The organism is Dactylosporangium sp. McL0621, from assembly GCF_049995355.1.
Classification (GTDB): domain Bacteria; phylum Actinomycetota; class Actinomycetes; order Mycobacteriales; family Micromonosporaceae; genus Dactylosporangium.
Genome location: NZ_CP188259.1, coordinates 1236697 through 1256191, shown reverse-complemented (window position 1 = coordinate 1256191; position 19495 = coordinate 1236697). Strand labels below are relative to the sequence as shown.

The 19495-nt window shown below is 70.7% G+C and carries 9 protein-coding genes; 5 read left to right on the top strand and 4 right to left on the bottom strand.

Going from position 1 to position 19495, the window contains the following annotated elements:
* The first annotated feature begins 2 nt into the window (after window positions 1-2).
* Genes ACPPVO_RS05770 through ACPPVO_RS05760 form a run of 3 tightly spaced genes read left to right on the top strand, consistent with a single transcriptional unit; the run spans window position 3 to window position 3058 of the window.
* On the top strand, window positions 3-803 hold the full coding sequence (locus ACPPVO_RS05770; RefSeq protein WP_426510225.1) for a DUF1616 domain-containing protein: 801 nt from the start codon (window positions 3-5) through the stop codon (window positions 801-803).
* Between the two features lie 3 nt (window positions 804-806).
* On the top strand, window positions 807-2150 hold the full coding sequence (locus ACPPVO_RS05765) for a lipopolysaccharide biosynthesis protein (RefSeq protein WP_426510224.1): 1344 nt from the start codon (window positions 807-809) through the stop codon (window positions 2148-2150).
* Window positions 2147-3058, top strand: coding sequence for a glycosyltransferase family 2 protein (locus tag ACPPVO_RS05760; RefSeq protein WP_426510223.1), 912 nt, complete (start codon window positions 2147-2149; stop codon window positions 3056-3058). The genes ACPPVO_RS05765 and ACPPVO_RS05760 overlap by 4 nt, the downstream gene beginning before the upstream one ends.
* Here ACPPVO_RS05760 and ACPPVO_RS05755 read toward each other — a convergent pair.
* Window positions 3043-4068, bottom strand: coding sequence for a glycoside hydrolase family 26 protein (locus ACPPVO_RS05755; protein ID WP_426510222.1), 1026 nt, complete (start codon window positions 4066-4068; stop codon window positions 3043-3045). The two genes, ACPPVO_RS05760 and ACPPVO_RS05755, sit on opposite strands and share 16 nt — an antisense overlap.
* A 66-nt stretch (window positions 4069-4134) precedes the next feature.
* On the opposite strand from ACPPVO_RS05755, the gene ACPPVO_RS05750 reads away from it, so the two are divergent.
* Window positions 4135-5655, top strand: coding sequence for a glycosyltransferase family 39 protein (locus ACPPVO_RS05750; protein WP_426510221.1), 1521 nt, complete (start codon window positions 4135-4137; stop codon window positions 5653-5655).
* An 8-nt stretch (window positions 5656-5663) separates the two neighbouring features.
* Window positions 5664-7271 (top strand): glycosyl hydrolase family 79 C-terminal domain-containing protein, encoded by a 1608-nt coding sequence (locus ACPPVO_RS05745; protein ID WP_426510220.1) that lies wholly within the window; start codon window positions 5664-5666, stop codon window positions 7269-7271.
* Here ACPPVO_RS05745 and ACPPVO_RS05740 read toward each other — a convergent pair whose 3' ends face one another.
* The 3 genes from ACPPVO_RS05740 to ACPPVO_RS05730 all read right to left on the bottom strand — a co-directional run bounded on the left by ACPPVO_RS05740 (window position 7272) and on the right by ACPPVO_RS05730 (window position 19383).
* Complete coding sequence (locus tag ACPPVO_RS05740) at window positions 7272-7568, bottom strand: hypothetical protein (protein WP_426510219.1); 297 nt, start codon at window positions 7566-7568, stop codon at window positions 7272-7274.
* A gap of 104 nt (window positions 7569-7672) precedes the next feature.
* Window positions 7673-14641, bottom strand: coding sequence for a polymorphic toxin-type HINT domain-containing protein (locus tag ACPPVO_RS05735; RefSeq protein ID WP_426510218.1), 6969 nt, complete (start codon window positions 14639-14641; stop codon window positions 7673-7675).
* A 29-nt stretch (window positions 14642-14670) separates the two neighbouring features.
* Complete coding sequence (locus tag ACPPVO_RS05730) at window positions 14671-19383, bottom strand: LamG-like jellyroll fold domain-containing protein (RefSeq protein WP_426510217.1); 4713 nt, start codon at window positions 19381-19383, stop codon at window positions 14671-14673.
* Window positions 19384-19495: the final 112 nt, after the last annotated feature.

The following is a 19495-nucleotide window of genomic DNA, read 5'->3' as shown; positions in this document are numbered from 1 at the left end:
GCATGGCCCCCAACCGCGCCGGGACGCCGGCGGTCCTGCTCGCGATCACCTCGGTGGCCGCGCTCGCGGTCGTGCTGCAGTTCGACGGGCCCCCGGCGGTCGTCGCCGGCCTGCTGCTGACACTGGTCCTGCCCGGCTACGCGATGACCCGCGGGCTGTTCCCGGGCCGCTCGCTGAGCCCGATCGAGCGCGGCACGCTCGCCGTCACGCTGAGCCTCGCCGCGCTCGCGCTCGGCGGCATCGGCATGTTCGCCGGCGGCGCGCGGCTGAGCCGGCTGTCCTGGGCCGAGCTCGGCGTCGGGGTCACGGTGGTGTCGGCGCTGGTCTGGTACCTGCGCCAGCGCACCCGGCCGGACTCGAACTGGTCGACGGCGGACACCGTCGAGCAGGGCGCGGTGCCGCTGCGCGCGACGACGCTGAGCACCCGCAAGGCCGCCCTGCGCCTGGCCCCGCTGGCCCTGGCCGTGCTCTTCGTGACGGTCGCCGGGGTCGTGAGCTGGCACAGCGCGAGCCGGGCCGACGCGGTCGCGTTCACCGAGCTCTCGATCGTGCCCGCCGGGCCGGTCGAGGAGGGCGCGGCCCAGCGTGACGTCGTGATCGGCGTGATCTGTCACGAGCAGCACACCACGCAGTACACCGTCAAGATCCACGACAACGGCAGCTTCCGGGCCTCGTTCACGCCGCGGGTCCGCAACGAAGCGACCTGGGCGGTCACCACGGCGGTCCCCGCGACCGGCACGATCACCGCGGAGCTCTACCGCGAGGGCGACACCACGCCCTACCGCTCGGTCCATCTGAGCTAGACCATGACCGTCTACGAGGGCACCAGCGCCACCCGCCCCGACCGGCGGTTCGGCCGGGCCGCCCGCCGCCACGTCGACCTGCTGACCAACTCGGGCTCGCTGATGGGCACGACGGTGGTCACGTCGGTGCTCGGCTTCGCCTACTGGTGGGTCGCGGCCCGCGCGTTCCCGGCCGACGTGGTGGGCAGCGCGTCGGCCGCGGTCTCCGCGCTCACCCTGGTCGGCACCCTGAGCATGTTCGGCATGGGCACCCTGCTCATCTCCGAGCTGCCGCGGCTGCCCGACCCGGCCCGGCGCTGGAACTTCATCGTCACCTGCCTGCTCGTGGCCACGACCGCGGCCGCGGCCGGCGGGCTGATCTACGTCGGGCTGGCCCGCTTCGCGATCCCGGGCCTGCGCCACTCGATCGGCTCCTGGCCGATGACGCTCATGCTGCTGCTCGGCGTGGTGGTCACGGCGACCACGCTGGTGCTCGACGACGGGCTGCTCGGGCTCATGTCGGGCCCGCTGCAGCTGCTGCGCAACACGTACTTCGCGCTGATCAAGCTGGCGCTGCTGGGCGCGCTCGCGTTCGTGCCGCTGGCCGTGGGCCCGGGGCACCTGCTGGCCACCTGGGTCGCGGGCGCGCTGCTGTCGGTGCTGCTGCTGACGCTCTCGCTGCGCCGGCGGGGGCTCTCGGCCGCGGTCCGGCCCGACCGCTCGATGCTGCGCGGCCGGCTGGTGCAGGCGCTGGAGCACAACGCGCTCAACCTGGCGCTGTTCGTGCCGCGGACCGTGCAGCCGCTGGTGGTGGCCGCGGTCATCTCGCCCGCCGCGACCGCCGCGTTCTACACGATGTACATGATCTTCTCGTTCGTCACGATGCTGCCCAACAACCTGGCCACGACGCTGTTCGCGGCCGCGGCCGGCAACATGACGGCGCTGCGCGCGAAGGTCCGCATGGCGCTGCTGCTCTCCGTCGGGCTGGGCGTGCCCGCCAGCGTGGTGCTGGCGCTGGTGGCCCGGCCGGTGATGGGCCTGTTCGGCCCCGACTACGCGAACCTGGCCGGGACGGCCCTGTCGATCCTCGCGCTGACCTACTCGGCGCTGCTGTTCCGGCCGTTGTACTTCGCGATCGCCCGCGTCCGCGGCCGGGTGCCCCGGGCCAGCGTCTTCGCCGTGATCGCCGGCCTCGCCGAGCTGGGCGCGGCCTGGTACGGCGGCTCCCACGACGGGCTGACCGGGCTCGCGCTCTGGCTCGCCGGCGTCTGGGTGCTCCAGGGCCTGTACACGGCCCCGGCCGTCCTGGGGGTGGCCCTGCGCCGCCCCGACGCCTGGAAGCACGCGGCGGGAAGGCACCGCGCATGACGACCCCCTCCATCTCGGTGGTCATCCCGACGTACAACCGGGGCCGGCACCTGACCGAGATCGTCGCCGCGGTCGCCGCCGACCCCTGCCCGCGCGAGATCCTCGTCGTGGTCGACGGCTCCACGGACGGCTCGCTGGAGCTGCTGCGGCGGCTCGCCGTGGACGAGCCGCGCATCGTCCCGGTCTGGCAGGAGAACCGCGGGCAGGGCGCGGCCCGGCAGGCGGGGGTCGAGCGGGCCACCGGCGAGGTGGTGCTGCTGCTCGACGACGACGTGCTCGCCGGGCCGGGGCTGGCCGCCGGGCACGCGGCGGCGCATGCGCACCTGCGGGGGGCGGTCGTGCTCGGATACATGCCGACCCGGCGGCCCGAGCCGCGCCGGCCCGGCGACTACCCGGCCTGGCTCTACGCCGAGGACTACGAGCGGGCGTGCGGGGCGTACGAGCAGGACCCCGGCTCCGTCATCACCCACCTGTGGGCCGGCAACGTCTCGCTGCGCCGGGCCGATGCCCTCGCGGTGGGCCTGGACGGCGGGCCCGGGCTGGTGCGCCACGAGGACCGGGCGTTCGGGCTGCGCTGCGCCCGGGCCGGGCTGACCGGCGTCTTCGACCGCTCGCTGGCCGCGACGCACCTGCACGCGCAGTCGCCGGCCGGCTTCGCCCGGCAGTTCTACGAGCAGGGCCGGTCCCGGGCCGCCCTGGCCCGGCTGTTCCCGGAGTACGTGACCGCGGTCGACCCGCTGACCCAGGTGCCCGGCTTCGTGCGGCCGTTCGTGCCGGTCCCCGGGCTGCTGCGCGGCGCCGTCCGGATCGCCGGCGCGGTGCACGCCTGGGGGGCGGAGACGGCGGGGGCCCGCGTGCTGCGCCAGGTCGAGCTGGCCCGCGGGTTCCGCGCTCAGCCGGCGAAGTAGGGGTCGCTCGCCAGCTTGGTCTTGAACGCCTCGAGCGAGCCCGGGGTGCTGTCCAGCCGGAAGTTCTCCTCGGTGCCCGGGCTGTGGTCGGTGTCGTACCAGACCACGGCCGCGATCGCCGGGTGCTTCTTGGTCCAGTCCGACAGCGCGCCGATCCAGTCCGGCTTGGTGGTGCCGCCGCGGTCGAGCACGCCGGTCTCGGCGATCATCAGCGGCTTGCGGGCGCCGAACTCGTCGTAGAAGGCGTCGTAGATCGCGTTCGGGTTGAGGCTGCTGTCGCCGTACCCGGAGATGGCCACCCAGTCCACGTACTCGTCGCCCGGGTAGTAGTTGCCCATCGCGTTCCACGGCAGGTCGGGCTTGGAGTACCAGTTCGGCCCCCACACCCAGCCGACGTTCTTGGCGTTGTGGGCCTGGAAGATGTCGTGGATGTGCCGCCAGGCCGCGATGAAGTCCTGCGGGCGGCTGTCGTTCTTGGCGCCGCCCCACTCGTACCAGCTGCCGTTCATCTCCCACGCCCAGCGCAGGAAGACCGGCTTGCCGTACTGCGCCAGGCGGTCGGCCTCCTTGGCGATCCAGGCGTCCTGCGAGCCGCTGAGGATCTGCTTGTACGCCGGCCCGCGCCACGACAGCAGCGCGTACTGCCCGGCGCCGATAGTCGGCATCGAGGTCGGCAGCGGATCGTTCCACTCGTAGTAGTAGTGCAGGATCCGGAAGTCGCGGCCGAGCTGGTCGCGGCGCAGCTGCAGGGCCGGCCCCTGGGCGGTGCCCTGAATGCTCACGAACGCGCCGAGCATCACCTTGCCCGGCACCACGGCCGGGCCCTGGCGGGCGGCGACGGCCGCGGCCACCGACGCGTGCGGCGCCGGGGCCGACTTCGAGGCGGCCGCGCGGGGCGTCCTCGCGGCGCCGGACGTGCCGGGCTGCACCTCGTCGGAGAGCCGGTCGCACCCGGTCACCAGGAGCGACACGGCCAACACGCAGGCCTGCAGGCGCAACCGTTTCCGCAACGCTCTTCCCTCCCCCCGACGCAGGCCAGCATACGGGTGACGGGGCTCGGTGCTAACCTCGGCCGCATGTCGACCGCCGTCGTTGATGCGCCGCCGCCGGCGACGACCGATGAGCCGGCGCGCCCCGCGCCGGACTGGTGGCGCGTCGCCTGGGCCCCCGCCGCGGCCGCGCTCGCGGCCGGCGCGGTGCTGCCGTCGGGGCGCAATCTGTGGCAGGACGAGTACGTCACCGCCTACACGTCCCGGCTGACGTGGCCGCAGCTGTTCCACCTGCTGCAGCACATCGACATCGTGCACGGGCTGTACTACCTGTTCGTGCACCTCTGGGCGCAGGTCTTCGGCAGCTCGACGCTCGCGCTGCGGGCGCCCTCGATCATCGCGATGGGCGTCGCGGCCGGGGCGCTGGCGGTGCTCGGGCGCCGGCTGGTGGACACCACCACCGGCGTGCTGGCCGGGCTGCTGTTCGCGGTCGTGCCGTCGGTGTCGCGCTACGCCCAGGAGGCCCGCTCGTACGCCTGGGTCAGCGCGCTGGTGATGCTCACCACGCTCGGCCTGATCTCCGCGCTGCGCGACCCGCGCCGCCGGCGCTGGCTGCTCTACGGCGCGGGCCTGGTCGCGCTGACCTACCTGCACTTCGTGGCGCTGCTCGTGGTGCCGGCGCACGCCCTGCTGGCCTGGCGGCTCACCGGCGGCGACCGGCGCAGGCTGCGCCCGTGGCTCATCGCCGTGCTGGTCCCGGCCGCGCTCGCGGCGCCGATGGCGTTCGTCGCGAAGGGCCAGGAGCAGCAGGTCGCCTGGATCGGCCGGGGCGAGAAGGACATCGCCGTCTTCCCCACCACGCTCTTCGGCGATCACGCGGTCGCCTGGGTGATGATGATCGCCGCGGCCTACGGCGCCGTCGCGCTCTGGGCGGCGTACCGCGACGTGGTGCCCGCGCTGCTGGCCTGGGCGTTCGTGCCGCCGCTGGGCGCCTGGGCGATCTACCCCGTCGTGCACGTGTTCCTGCCCAAGTACGTGTTGTTCACCCTGCCCGCGTGGGCGCTGCTCGCCGCGGCCGCGGTGGTCGTACCGCTGCGCCGGCCCGATCCGCGGCTCGTGCGGTACCGCTGGTTCGCCATGCCCGCCGCCCTGCTGGCCGTCCTCGTGCTGGGCTGGCCCGTCCAGGAGCGCATCCGCGCCGCCGACTCGCTCGGCGAGCCCGACTTCCGCGGCGCCGCCGCGTACATGCGCACCCAGGTCGAGCCGGCCGACGCCATCGCCTACACGGCCCCGGCCGGGCTCGGCGACGGCCGCGTCCCGATCATGGTCGAGATGGGCAGCGCCATCCCGCGCGAGGCGTTCCAGCGGGTCTCGGGCCCGGAGTCGGGCACCTACACGGGCGTGGCCTGCACCGACCTGGCCGCCTGCCTGGGCGACACGGAGCGGGTCTGGATCGTCGCCCTCGACGCGCCCTCCGGCGACCCGCTGCACGATCTCTCCGAGAGCCGCCAGCACGTGATCAAGGACGAGTACAGCGTCGCCCGCACCGACAAGTTCCGGCGCCTGCAGGTCGTGCTCCTGCTCCGGCACCCGGTCGAGGGCGGCTGAGGCGGCCCATGAGCGTGCAGCCGCCCGAGGTCTTCATCCCCGGCCGGCCGGGCCGGACGCCACCGCTGTGGCTGATCGCGGCCGTCGTCGTGCTGACCCTGCTGTGCACGAGCGCGGCCGCGGCCTGGGGCAGCCTCGGCGGCCCGGAGGCGGCGGCGCTGCCGGCCCGGCGCCTCACCCACTCCGCGCCGGCGTCGGCCTCGCCCTCCCCGTCGCGCACGCCGCCGGCCACCCCCGGCGGGGCGGACGCCGCCGTGGTCGCCGTGGACCGCAACGCCCCCGGCAACCCGCTGCCGGCCAACGCCCTCGGCCTCTCCTACGAGGCCGACCAGCTGGCCGTCGCCCCCGGCTTCGACCCGGTCCAGGGCAACCTGAAGAACCTGCTGCACACGCTCGGCACCGGCAACCTCAAGGTCGGGGCGAACGCGGTCGACTCGTACGTGCTGTGGAACCCGAACAACGACCCGGTCCCGTCCTGGGCCAAGACCCCGATCGGCCCGGCCGAGATCGACCGCCTGGCCGCGCTCTCGGCCGCCACCGGCTGGCCGGTCGAGCTCGCGGTGAACCTGGCCCACCTGGACGAGGCGCGCATCGCCGACGAGGCCCGCTACGCCGCGACCCGGCTCGGCCCGCACCTGCTGGCCATGGAGTGCGGCAACGAGCCCAACGGCTACCCGGGCCGCGTCCGCGACGGGGGCTGGGGCTACCAGCAGTACCTCTCGGACTTCGACACCTGCGCCCGCGCGATCTCGGGCGCCGGCGTCCGCGTCGCCGGCCCGAACACGTACAACAACACGTGGATCGACGAGTTCGCCCGGGACCGGCACGCCAAGGTGGCGTACCTCACCGACCAGCCGTACTCGCTGTCGCAGCACAACAGCCCCGGCCACACCGTCGAGGAGCTGCTCTCCCCGAACAACGCCCGCGACGACCTGCAGAACCTGGGCCAGCCCCTGGCCGCGGCCCGCAAGTACGGCCTCGCCCTGCGCCACGACGAGACGAACTCGGTGAACCTGGGCGGCCTGCCCGGCGTGAGCAACGTCTACGGCGCCGCCCTGTGGGGCGTCGACTACTCGCTCATGCTGCTGCAGGCGGGCCTGTCGGGCCTGAACTTCCACGGCACCCTCGGCGTGTGCGACCAGCCCGAGCAGGACATGAACGTGCGCGTGTACACGCCGCTGTGCGCCGCCACCGACGAGGACCGCCGGGCGGGCCGCCTGACCCCGCGGCCGCTGTACTACGGGATGCTGATGGTCGCCCTGATGGGCACCGGCACGTTCCTGCGCACGACGGTGAACACCGGCCACAACCTGACGACGTACGCCGTGCGCGGCAGCGACGGCCGGACGCGCGTGATGCTTGTCAACAAGGAGGCCACCACGGCGGCGCCGGTGACGGTCACGCTGTCCACGGGCGCGGCCCCGGGCGGGAAGGCCTCGGTGATCCGCCTGGCGGGCGCGGCCCTCGACTCGCCTTCGAACATCACGCTCGCCGGGGCGACGGTCCGGCCGGACGGCACCTTCGTGCAGGGCCCGGCCGAGTCCGTGACCAGCACGACCGCGGGCCTGACCCTGACCGTCCCGGGCGGCAGCGCGGCGCTCGTCACCCTGGCGTGACTAGTCTCCGACGAATCGGAGGAATCGATGCGGCCTGGCGAGGACCTCTCGGCACACGGCGAGAAACTCGGGCAGGAACACCTCCCACTCCCCGCGGTTCGTATCGTAGGAATCGATCTCCAGGAGCAGGCGCTTCACCTGCAGGGAGTTGAAGAACGTGTCGTCGTAGGGATCGATTCCGGCAAGCAGCGGAAACCTGACGGGATCGACCTCGAAGAGCACCGGGTTGAACGACGGGTGCGCCACCACCCGCAACAGGACCTCGCCTCGCGACGTCCTACCCTCGACCGTCAGCATGAGCTCTCCTTGCGCGCCGTCCGCTGAGGCTACCCCGGGCCGGGAGGCTCGCTCCATGCGATTGGTGCGAGCCTCCCGGCCTCGAGGAGTCCGGTTCGCGAACGTCAATGGGCGAACGGCCTTATGAGGTCACGCGGCAGACCGGGATGCATCGTCACGAGATCGCCGAAGTCCCACTCGTTCGTCGCCTGCCGCACGATGGTCAGCACGGTCGTCGGCGACCCGTCCGCGTTCTTGCCGATCTCGATGCCCGTGTCGATGACCCAGCGCGCCCGTCCGGTCGCGGCCTGCGTCCGGCCGATGTACCTTTTCGACATCGAGGCGAGGTTCAGCAGCGCTTCCTTGCTGCTGAACTGCGGCCCGAAGGTCGCCTTGCCGGCGTTCTCCGCCCCACCGGCAACGTGCCGGGGCATCACGTGATCCTCGATCTGCCACTCGTCGGCGTCGCCGCAGTTGTGCACCAGGACCGGCGTCTCGCCGGCGCCGACGTAGTAGGTGTGGACGTCGTCCACGGTGAGGTCGTACATGTCACGCGCACCGACGTAGCTGCTGACCCGGACGACCGTCGGGGCCACGGCACTTCCGTCGTTCAGCGTTGCGCCCGGCCGGAGATCGCCGGCGCCGACCCAGGCCTGGCGCTCGCTGTCCCAGAACGGATGGTTCTGGGACGTCCGCACCGTGGCGATCGAGCCGTCCACCGACCTGACCGTCAGATCGGTCAGGGCGTTGTCGCGGTTGACGTACACCGCGACGACCTTGCGCGGCACGGTGTTCCCGGTCCTGGGATCGGTCGCCGACACGGTGTCGCCGGGCCTGACGTCCTGGATGGGCCTACGGCTGCCGTCCGCCATCAGGACCCTGGTGCCGGCGGTGAAGCTGCAACCACGCCTCGGAGCGGCCGCCTTGGGTGCCGCGCCCCCCTTGACCATGTTCTTCGCGCCCTGGGCCATGGCGCGCGACTCGGCCGCGGCTGCCTTGCCGCCCGCCGATACGGCGGCCTTGAGCCCGCCGCCGCCCATGAGGGCGGCCTTGCCGGCCTTGAGCGCGGGGCCGGCGACCGCTCCGAGACCGCCCATCACGCCGCCGATGATGGCGCCCTCCGCGCCGGTCTTGAGCATGCCGCCCCAGGAGAAGTTGCCCTTGTGCTCGACCTTCGTCTGGATGGCGTAGGTGACCATGTTCGTCACCGCGCCGGCCAGGGCCCCGCAGGCGACGGCCCCGACGCCGGTGACCCCGATCAGGGCGCCGCAGCCGAGGCCGACGGCGAAGCCGGCGATGTTGCCGATGATCTCGGCCTTGTGCTCGTCGACCCAGTTGACCGTGGCGGTCTTGGCCTTCTGCCAGCCGCACTTGATCGGGTGGGCCTTGCAGTAGGCCTTCTGCTGGGCCTCCTTGGCCCGTTTCTGCCGGTCCAGCTCGGCCTGCGCGTCCCGGTCCCATTGAGCCTGGTCGAACGGACGGTCCATGTTGGCGGCGCCGGATTTGCCGTAGTACTGCTCGTCGGTGCGCTCACCGGTCGGGTCGCTGTGGGTGACCGGGCTGTTCTCGGAGTACGCGTAGCCCTGCAACTGCTGCGGGTCCGTGTTGTCGAGCACCGGGTCCGTGGAGATGAAGCGGCCGATCGCGGCGTCGTAGTACCGGGCGCCGATCTGTACCAGGCCGGTCGGGTCGTTGGTGCCGCCGACGAAGCCCTTCTCGTTCGGCCAGGTCACCGAGGCGCCGCGCTGTTCGCCGAAGGGCTGCTGGCGGCGCACCGTGACCGCCTGCGTCGTGGCGAGGATCGACACGTCGGCGGTGCCCTGCCCGTCGCTGGCTAGCCAGGTGATGCCGCCCGCGGTGCGTTGACCGACGATGGTGCCGCCGAAGGAGTAGTACCGCGTGCAGGTCTTGGCCGCCGTCTGGGTGTTGTACTTCACCTCCATGTCCGGCAGGTACAGGGTCTTGCCGGTGACGTCCTTGCGGATGAGGCGGTTGCCGTCCGCGCCGTACAGGAACGTCGTGCTGCCCGCGGTGTCGGTGACGCTGGTCAGGTTGCCCTCGGCGTCCCACTGCAGCGTCTGGTTGCCGTTCGTACCGGGGCGGCCGATGGTGTTGCCGGCGTTGTCGTACGAGTAGGACGCCGTGTGGATGCCGGTGTCGTCCGTCGTGCTGGTGCCGGTCATCGTGTGCGGGCGGGTCGTCGTGGCCGGCGTCGCGCCGACCGGGTAGCCGTACGTCGTGCTTCTGGTGCCGGCCGCGGTGCCGTACTGGGTCTGGCCCGTGCGGCGCCCGACGGTGTCGTAGTCGTAGTGCACCCGGTACGGCGCCGGGCCGCCCGTCGTGGCCGTCGGGCCGGTCGCGCAGTCGCCCGAGGCCGGGGTCCACGCGTCGGTGAGGCGCTCGTAGCGGTCGTGGGTGAAGCACTGCGTGTCCGCGGTGCCGCCGGCCGGCGTGTCGGCGATCTTCCCGATGGTGCCGAAGTCGTTGTAGCTGTAGTGCAGGTCCGCAACCGTGTTCGGCGACACCTGGTCGCGGTCGGTCTTCAGGCCCGTCAGCCGGCCGGTCTCGAGCTCGTAACTGCGCGACAGATAGGTGCGTGGACCGCCGCTGTCGTTGTCGTCGGTGGTGACCGTGCCGTTGAAGAGCGAGTACTGCGTCGGCTGGGCCAGGGCGTTGAACGACGTCCGCTCGACCAGCCAGCGGCGCTGGTCGGCGCCGTAGAAACTGCTGAGATTGTCGGTCATCCCGAGCGCGTTGTAGCCGACCGCCATGGTCTCGGGCTGCAGGTCGCCGACGCCGGGCGAGCTGGTGCTGGTGACGGTGCCGTCGGCGTTGTACCCGGTGTAGTAGGTGTAGTCGCCGGCGAGACCGGTCTCGGACGCGGGGATGGTGACGGTGGAGACGGTGGCCTGGTACCGGTCGTTGTACTGCACGACGGTCGACTTGTACTGCTGCCCGCTGACGTAGCGGATCGACGCCGTCGGGTTGCCCTTGGCGTTGGTGACCCCGTCCTCGAACTTGGTCGTGTCGTAGGTCCAGCCCGCGAGCTGGTTCGCCGCCGTGACCGAGTTCTGGTACAGACCGGTCTGGCGGTTGAGGTTGTCGTAGGTGGTGACGAGGACGTTGCCGCGGCTGTCGGTCGTCTTCGTCATCCGGCCGGCGTTGTCGTACTCCTTGGTCGTGGTCCCGCTGTCCGGGTCCTTCGAGGAGGTGTTGCGCCCGCGCAGGTCGTAGTCGTACGTCCACTCGTACCCGGCCGGGTCGACCACCTTGGCCAGCAGGCCGCGCCGGTTGTAGGAGTAGGTGGTCTTGTCGTACGTGCTCGGGTCCGAGTTGAGATTGCCCGGGATCCGCGAGGCGAACTGCCACAGCTCGGTGGTGCGGCCGTTCTCGTCGGTGCGCGTGAGGCTGCCCGTCCCGCCCAGCGGCGGGGTGACCGCGGTGTAGTCACCGCCGTAGTAGGTCTCGGTCCGCCAGCGTTCGGAGTTGTACGGCTGGAAGATCTGCGCGACCTCGCGCCCCGCACCGTCGTAGAGCAGCCGCGTCTGCGACGGGATCGTGAGGCCCTCGTCGACCGGCGCCACGATCGAGGTGCCCGGCGCCCCGGACGCGTCGTGGTAGGCGGCGAAGCTGCGCGACCTGCGACCGGCCGTGTCGTAGAAGACGTCGGTCAGCAGACGGCCGCCCGACGGGGAGTCCGTCTGCGTCTGCCGCTCCCGGACCAGGCCGTCGTACAGCGCGTACGAGGTGGTGTAGCCACCCGACGGGTTGAGCCTCCTGCTGGTGACCGCGTTGGCCCCGTCCTTGCGGATCAGGTACTCATAGGTCATGTTGGCGGTCGCGCCGGCCGCCTTGGAGCGATCCGGCAACCACACCCCGGTCAGGCGGCCCAGCCCGTCGTACGTCGTCTCGGTGCGGCGTCCGTTCTGATCCACGGTGGATGTGGTCAGGCCCCACGCCGGCTCGAGGTTCGTCGTGGTCTGCCAGCTGCGCGGGTTGGTGTCGACGGTCTGGGTGACGGGGCCGGTGGTGGCCGGGGTGTAGTCGGTCTGCGAGTGATAGTCCATCGCGTCCCAGGACTCCGTGACGCGGCCCAGCACGTCGTACGTGGAGCGGCTCAACTGGTAGTACGTCGGGTTGGTCGCGCTCCAGACGCTCAACGCCTCGCTCTTCGTCACATCACCCTTCGTCGGGGCGGTGCCGAACGTGGTCGCGTTGTCGTAGTACAGGCGGCTGTCACCGATCACATCAGCCTCGGTGATCGGACCCGCCGCCACCTTGTCACAGTCGACCGAGAACGTCTGCGTCCGCTGCTGCGCCGTCATCAGCCACACCGACGTGTTCCGCGGTTCGAACGACGTCGTCGTGCACTGCTCATCGCCCGTCACCGCGTCATCGCCGTAATCCGTCGCGGTCACGACCATGCCCAGCGAGTCGAACGTGTTCTTCGTCGACGAGCGGCGCACCCCACGGCCCGCATCCAGCGTCGTGCGGCTGTGCACCGCCGACGTGTTGATGAACTTCGCCGTCGTCGTAACGCCGTTGATCGTCCGCGTCGCCGTGGCCGCGGACTGCCACGGGTCGTTGATCGCGCCGCTGACCTCCGGGCCGCCGACACCGTTGAACGTCCGCGACTCCCGGATCATCCCCGAGTAGGCGTCGTCGTCCGGGACGCTGCCACCCTCGGAGTCGACCACGTTCACCGAACGCGTCCCCGACGGCAGGTGATCGCCGTTCATCCCCCGGAAGTACAGCGTCTCCGAGTACGTCCGCTCATCCGGATTCCCCGGCGCGGTCGGCGCCTCACCCGCCGACGTGCCGACCTTCGCGTAGCCCCGCCACACGTTCCACGTCTTCTGATCCGACGAGATCAGCCCGTCGTCGTCGGCGTAATGCCACGCCGGGTCACCGAGGTACGTGTACTGGTGCAGGACCCGCTTCGACCCGCCCGTCAGATCGTTCTCGATGACCTTGTCCACCACATACTTGTGGAAATAGTCCGTGACCTCACCCGTGATCGGGTCCGGCGTCCACCGCACCGGATAACACCGCAACGTGTTGTTCTCCGGCGACGCCGGCATCCGCGAACCGACCACACAGTCCTTCCCCAGATACACAATCTGGATCTGACCACCGGTCTCCGTGTTGATCGCCGTCAACCGCGACCAGTTCATCGACGGCGACGCATCCACCCCATCCACCCGGTTCGGCATCTGCGTCGGCACGAAACTCACATCAGGCAGATCCGTCTGCCCACCCACCAGGCCGCTGTGCCCGACCTTGTCCAGCCACAACCCCGCCCGGGTCCCGTCCTCCGGATCCGGGAACGTGTGCATCAGCGTCCACCGCTCGGTGTCGCGCATCGCCGACGTCGACACCTCCCACACCTGCGTCGTGATCGAGGCGAGGCGGCGGGTCGTCCAGAACGACGGCGACGTCTGCGGACACGTCGCCCCACTGTCACAGTTCAAATCCCACGGCGTATCCGGCCAGTGCGCCTTGTCCTTCGTCCCACACGACGACAGGCACCGATCGGCGTAGCCGTAGTTGATCCGCGCCGCCGGATGCCCCGAGAACACCGTGTCCGTGCCGGTGGTCCAGTCCCCGGCCGTGGCCAGGTTCTCATCCCGCGTCCCGTACACGACGTGGTCGAGGTAGCCACCCCGGTCGTACTGCGTCGCCGTACCGTTGTTCTTGCTGTAGAAGTTCCTGTCGACGCCGTACCAGTACGACATCGTGTTGCCGTGCGGATCGACAACAAAGTCGAGATTCCACCGGTACGCCTGCGTACACGACGACGCCGCGAACGTCGCACCATGACACGGCTCGCCGGCGTCGTTGCCGAACACCGGCTCCGTCCACGTCGACTGCGTCGCCGTCCCCGCCGGCGCACCCGGCAACTGATTCCGCCCGAACCAGTACTGCGTCCCATTCACCGTGGTGACAACCCACCACTCACCATCATTGTCACCATTGGCCGCACCCAGCTTGTGCTCCACCCGCGACCCGTCATCATTACGCGGATGCCACTTGTTCGGGTCCGTACCATCCTTGATCAGCTCCGAACCCGAACCGTTCAAACTCATCGTCGCGTTGTCCGTCGCCCAGCACATGTCACCGGTCTTCGCCGCCGCGTTCCCGCCGGTCTTCGGATCCTCCGCACACGTCTTGTACCGACGCTCGATATAACCCGACGTCGACAGCTCGAAACCCTCACCCACAATCGACGGCTGATTGTTCGACGTCACCATCCGCCCATCAACCGACTGCGCCGAATACGTAATCTGCAACGTCGGCGACGGACCACCCAACGACGGCGGCGTCCGCATCGGGAACGACCACGAAAAATCACCAGCCGACCCACCAGCCGACCACGTACTCGACGACGACAGACTCGTCGCACCGTAACTACCCGACGCCCCCGAGCTCCCGGCCGTCAGGGCGAGCGTCTTCGCCGTCGCGCCGAGGACGACGTCCGCGGAGACCGTCTTCGTCTTGGAGTCGTTGTGGCTGGGCACGTCGGTGCCCCGGCACTCGGCCCGCTCCGGCGTCGACTGCGCGCACGCGGGCAGTTCCACCAGCTTCAGCCGGGTCGACCAGTCCGCGCCGTACGCCGTCGCGAACTTGCTGTAGTCGACCTTCACCCCGACGCCGGCCGCGTCGCTGCCGCCGTCGCCCCGCCCGACCTTGAACAGCAGGCCCTGGACGTTGGCCTTCTTCGCCGCCTGCTGGTCCAGAACCTCGACGTGCGCCCGGGCCGGAATCGGCACGCTCGCCGCCCCGATCGTCCGCGCCCTGGCCGTCGTCGTCGGCGCCGTAACCGACACCGGGCCACCGGAAGCCGCCGCCACATCGACATCCGCCGCCGACGCGCCCGGCCACACCGGCGCCGGGCTGTCCTGCGCCTTCTTCGTGGTGTCCTTGACCGGCTTCCCGGCCGGGACCGCCTTCGTCCTGACGCTCGGCACCTTGGCCGCGGCGGCCGGGCTGAACGGTTTCGCGGGGGCCGCGAACGCCGGCGCCTGGCCGCCCAGCGACACGACGAGGAGGACCGGAAGGGCCAGCGTCAGCACGCGGCCGGTCGTCCGCTTCAAGGAACGTCTCCGCAGATCAGGCATGGCGGTCACGCGGCTGGCGGGGTGTAGATGATGGCCTGGTTGTCGGCGAGCGCCTCCCGGAAGGCGGAGTAGGTCTGCCCGACGGTGCCGTCGGCGTTCTCGATGCCGACCACGGCCCCGGTCCCCCGCTCCGGCGGGTTGTCGAGCCCGGTGTAGTTGAACGTGATGGTGCCGTTCTCGGCGATGACCACCTCGAAGCTCAAGCGCTGCGAGCTGTTGCCGAACATGCCCACGTTGCGCCACTCGATCACGAACTTGCGGTTGGGGGCCGAGCCCACGACCGCGGTGCGGACGCTGGAGTCGCTCTCGACGACCAGGTCGTTCCAGAACGGGTACAGGGCCGCGTTGGGTCCGGTCGCATCAGGCACGGCCGCACGCCCGTCCGGTACGTCGGAGGTCAGGTCGGCGAAGCTCACGAGGCCGTTGGTGGACACCCAGGCGGTGCTGTACGTCTGCCCGTAGAACGTCACCGGGAACGGCAGCGTGAGCGAGGTGTGCGCGTCGTCGCCGGTCAGCGGCAGCACCGTGGTGTCGGCCGGGACGAACGCCTGCGTCACCAGGCCGCACGAGTAGCCGAACTCGTCGGGCACCGGTGCCAGGGCCAGATTCGCGACGGTCGGGCCGGACACGTGCCCGCTGACGACGGCCGTGGCGCAACCGTCCACTGCGGACACGCTGAACCCGCCCTCCTCCACGGCGGCGAACGCGTAGGTGCCGTCGGAGGCGGTCATCGTGGTGAGGTTCTGCGGCTGCAGCGACACGGTCAGCCCGCCGGCCGGAGCCCCGTTGCGGGTCACGGTGCCGCTGACGGTGCCGGTGCCGATCGGCTGCGCGTCGAGCGGGTAGTCGATGAGCACGGCCTTGTCGTTGTCGAGGATGGGCTGGTTGTAGAGGTACTGCAGCCCGTACTCGCCGCCGGTGCTCTCGATGCCGACCGTCGCGTCCAGGCCCTTCTCGACGTCGTCGGCGTCCAGGTCGGCGTAGTTGAAGGCGATGTCGCCGTTCTCGGACAGGATCGCCTCGAACGTGACGTGCTTCGAGGTCCCCCACATCTGGACGTCGCGCCACTCCACGATGAGGCGGCGGTTCGGGAACACCCCGGCGACCTCGGTCCGGACGCTGGCGCCGGCGCCGACCTCGAGGTCACGCCAGAACGGCGCGACGATCGCGTTCGGGGCCGCCGCCTGCGGGATGGCCGCCGCGGCCGCGCCGGCGTCGGCGAAGGCGGCGGCACTGGGGTCGAGGAAGGTGATAAAGCCGTTCGTCGACACCCACGCGGTGGACTGGTTGTGCCCGTAGAACGGCATCACGAACGGCAGCGCCATCTGCGTCATCGCGTCGTCGCCGTTCAGGTTCAGCACGGCCCCGTCGGCCGGCTCGAACGCCTGGCTCTGCGCCATGCAGGTGTACCCGAAGAGGTCCGACTGCGGGTACAGGTCCAGCTGGACGTTCGTCTGCCCGGTGACCTCGACCTGGGTGCTCGCGTACAGGCCGCACGCGTCGCCGACCGCGGTCGACACCGAGTAGGTCCCGGCGGTCAGACCGGTGAACGAGAAGGTCCCGAAGGCGTCCGTCACCCGGGTCGCACCGCCCGGATGCAGCATCACCGTCGCGCCGGCGACCGCGGTGCCGGCGACCGGGTCGTTGACGACGCCGGAGATCGCCGGCGGCGTGCCGACGTTGATCAGCGCGCTGGTCGTCAGGCTGTTCTGGGCGCCCGCCACGGACTCGGCGAACAGCTGCACCTGGCCCTGGGCGACCGGAGTGACGGTCACGGTGACCGATCCGCCCGGCGTCGGCAGCGTCGCGGTCGAGTTGAGCGGGAAGGTGCCGAGGCTGTACTTGATCGCCGTCACGGTCGTGTCGCCGCCCGCGCTCAACGTCACCTGCAGCGGCTGATTCACCGTGGCGTTATTGCCGTTGGGGAAGGTGACGATCGGCTGCTCGGGCTTGAGCGGCGCGGCGAACTGCGGATCGGTGGACGCAACCAGGCGCCCGTAGAGCCGGACGTCGTCGATGCTGCCCTTGAAGAAGTTGTTCGGCCCGATGTCCCACAGGTGCCGGCCGATCACGAACGGGCCGGTCGCGTTGAAGCCGCCGACGACCGTGGCGGTGGCCGCCTGGGCGACGCCGTCGACGTAAAGGCGCATCTGGTGCGTGGAAGCGTCGTACGTGGCCACCAGGTACGTCCACCGCCCTGCGGTGATCGGATTGTCGGACACCACCGCGTAGATGGCCGGCGATCGCACGTCGGAGCCGGCCATGGTGAACCGCCACCGGGCCGTCGGTCCGTGGTAGGTGAGGGCCCACGCCGCCGTCTGCGTCCCGTCCTGGCTGGCCGCGACGTACGCGGTCGTCGGATCGAGGGTGTCCACCTTCACCCAGGCGGTGACCGTGAAGTTGGCGTCGGTACGCACCGTCGTCTGCGCGCCCGTCGTCGGCGACTTCGTCTTGATCGGCCCCGCGGCCACGGCCTGCGCCGAGCCGTTGAACGCCAGCGCGTGGCGGGTGCCGCCCCGGCTCGCCGTCCAGGTGGTGTTCGACAGGGCGAGGGTGTTCCCGTGGTTCGAGCTGTCGGCCGTGGTCGCGCCGGTGCCCTCCTCGAAGTCCCAACGCCCGTCGGGGCCCAGGCCGGCCTGGACGCTGAACGCGTACGACTTCGGGGTCGCCGAGTAGCTGCCGCCGGTGTCCTTGGTCCACACCCGCAGGGTGAACGCGTCGTCGGTCGGCGGGGTGATGGTCACCGTCGCCGTGTTGTCCGCGGCCGGAGCCACCTGCGTGGCGTTCGGCGGGGTCGTGCCCGTGTCGAGGGTGTACGCGTAGCCGGCGAAGTCCGACGGCACCGTGGCCGGCGGGAAGAACTTGAACGTCCCCGCCACCCCCGCCCCGCCGTGCCGCTGCCCGTCACTGGGATAGTCCGTCGACGTCACCTGCGACGGCGCCCCCGGCGGCGCGGTGTCCACCTTGAACTCGCACACCTGCGAGAACTGCCCGTCGTCGGTACCGTCGTAGGAACGGGCCTGGAACTGGTACACCCCGTCGTTGACCAGCCGGCCCGGCGGCACACTCACGATCGCCGTCGTCCCCGGCGTGACCGAGTTCTGCATCACCCGGTCGTTGTCGTTGCGGGCACCGCCCACCGGCCACCACCAGAACGACACATTGTGCACCTGCGCCGTACCGTCACCATCACTCGTCCGCGCCCGCAACTCCGGCGTCACCGTCTTCACCACCGGCCGCCCCGCACCCGTCACACACGCACTGCCCGACACCGTCAGCTGATCCGGGGCGTTCGGGTACGAGTTGTACGTCACCGTCAGCAACGCCGTCCCGGCGTCGAACTTCTTCCACGCGTTATGGTTCGCCTCATCACCCGCCCGCAGGCCGATCGTCACACCGTTCCAGTACTGCCCGGCCGCGGACTGGATCAGCCCGGTGATCCCCCACTCACTGCGCACCCGGGTCTTGTTGCAGGTGTGGTTGTCCACAAACGTCTGCAACGAGCTCCAGCTACCCGCATGGTTGCTCCAGTTCGTGTTCGCGTCGATCCCCCCGACCCACCACAGGCTCGTACGCGTGTCGCTGCACGTCCACGAATGCAGCAGATCCATCGAAAACTTCGCGTCCAGCACATGCTTGCCCACATACGACGACGTCGGCAGCAGGAAGATCGACCGGTAGATCATCGTCTGACCCTCATCGGTGTACCCGACCTTCGCACACGGCACCGCCGTATACGGCGACGGACACCCGTTGCGGTCATAGCTCCAATACGACTGCGACGTGAACCGGCTATTGATCATCGTCCAGGCCGACGCGTTGAACGCCGGATCGATGAACACCGGAAACTTCGTCGCACCCCCGCGCAGCACCTGCAGATCCGGCCGGATCACGACATCGCCACCCTCGACCGCCACCGGCATCCGCGCGGTACGGCTCTGCACCCCGACCGCCTTCGCGTCGGCCGGCACACCGCCGGAGGAGTCCCACATCGCCGGCGTACCCGAGGAGAACATCGGCGCGCCGCTACCGTCGACATAACTCACCGACCCCGCATCACCGGTCTTCACCCGCAGACCCTTGACCGCCGTACGGAACCGCACATTCTCCAGCGCCCGCTGCTTCGCCGCCTCCGGCGTCTTCACCACCAGAACCTCGGAGTAGCCCTCAACCTCCGCGGTCAGCTGCAGATCCACGCCGGGAAGCACCTCCGGATACGTGGCGGTGCGGCCCTCCACCTTCGGCGCGGGCAACGCCGTGGGCCACGACAGCGCCAGCTCACCGGACCCCCGCCGCAGCGACACCAGCGGACCGCTGCCACCACCCGAAAACGTCGTACCCAGCCAACTCGCCACCGGCGCATACCCGGACGCCGTCTTACGCAGCGTCGGATCCGGCGCGGTCCAGCCGCCGCTCGCGGTCCGCACCCGCTGCACCACCATCGCCTCGGACGACGTGAAGGTCCCATTCGGGTTCGCGAAAACCTGCGCCCGCTCGGTACGCCCCGACAGGACCTCGACCCGGCCCTTACACACGGCCGCCTGCTGCTTCGCACTCGCCGCGTCGTTCGCCGTTCCGGGACAGGCGACGGGCTTGGGCGCGGCTTGAACAGGGCCCGCGAAGGGCGGTGCCACCAGGAGTGCGACGACGAGACCGAGCAGCGCGGCCAATACGCCGGGCCTAAAACGCGTACGCAAAACAGGCAGCACGAGACTCACGTCGGCCACTCCCCCATGATCAAGTCGACTGGTGCGACGGAAGGCTAGGAGTTCCCTGTGAGCCAAGTCAACGAAAGAGAAGATTGACAGCGAGCGACAACATTGGCACGCA

Excerpts from the sequence above, each read along its gene's own strand:
- ACPPVO_RS05770 (WP_426510225.1), top strand. The coding sequence starts at position 3 with ATGGCCCCCAACCGCGCCGGGACGCCGGCGGTCCTGCTCGCGATCACC.
- ACPPVO_RS05765 (WP_426510224.1), top strand. The coding sequence starts at position 807 with ATGACCGTCTACGAGGGCACCAGCGCCACCCGCCCCGACCGGCGGTTC.
- ACPPVO_RS05760 (WP_426510223.1), top strand. The coding sequence starts at position 2,147 with ATGACGACCCCCTCCATCTCGGTGGTCATCCCGACGTACAACCGGGGC.
- ACPPVO_RS05750 (WP_426510221.1), top strand. The coding sequence starts at position 4,135 with ATGTCGACCGCCGTCGTTGATGCGCCGCCGCCGGCGACGACCGATGAG.
- ACPPVO_RS05745 (WP_426510220.1), top strand. The coding sequence starts at position 5,664 with ATGAGCGTGCAGCCGCCCGAGGTCTTCATCCCCGGCCGGCCGGGCCGG.
- ACPPVO_RS05740 (WP_426510219.1), bottom strand. The coding sequence starts at position 7,568 with ATGCTGACGGTCGAGGGTAGGACGTCGCGAGGCGAGGTCCTGTTGCGG.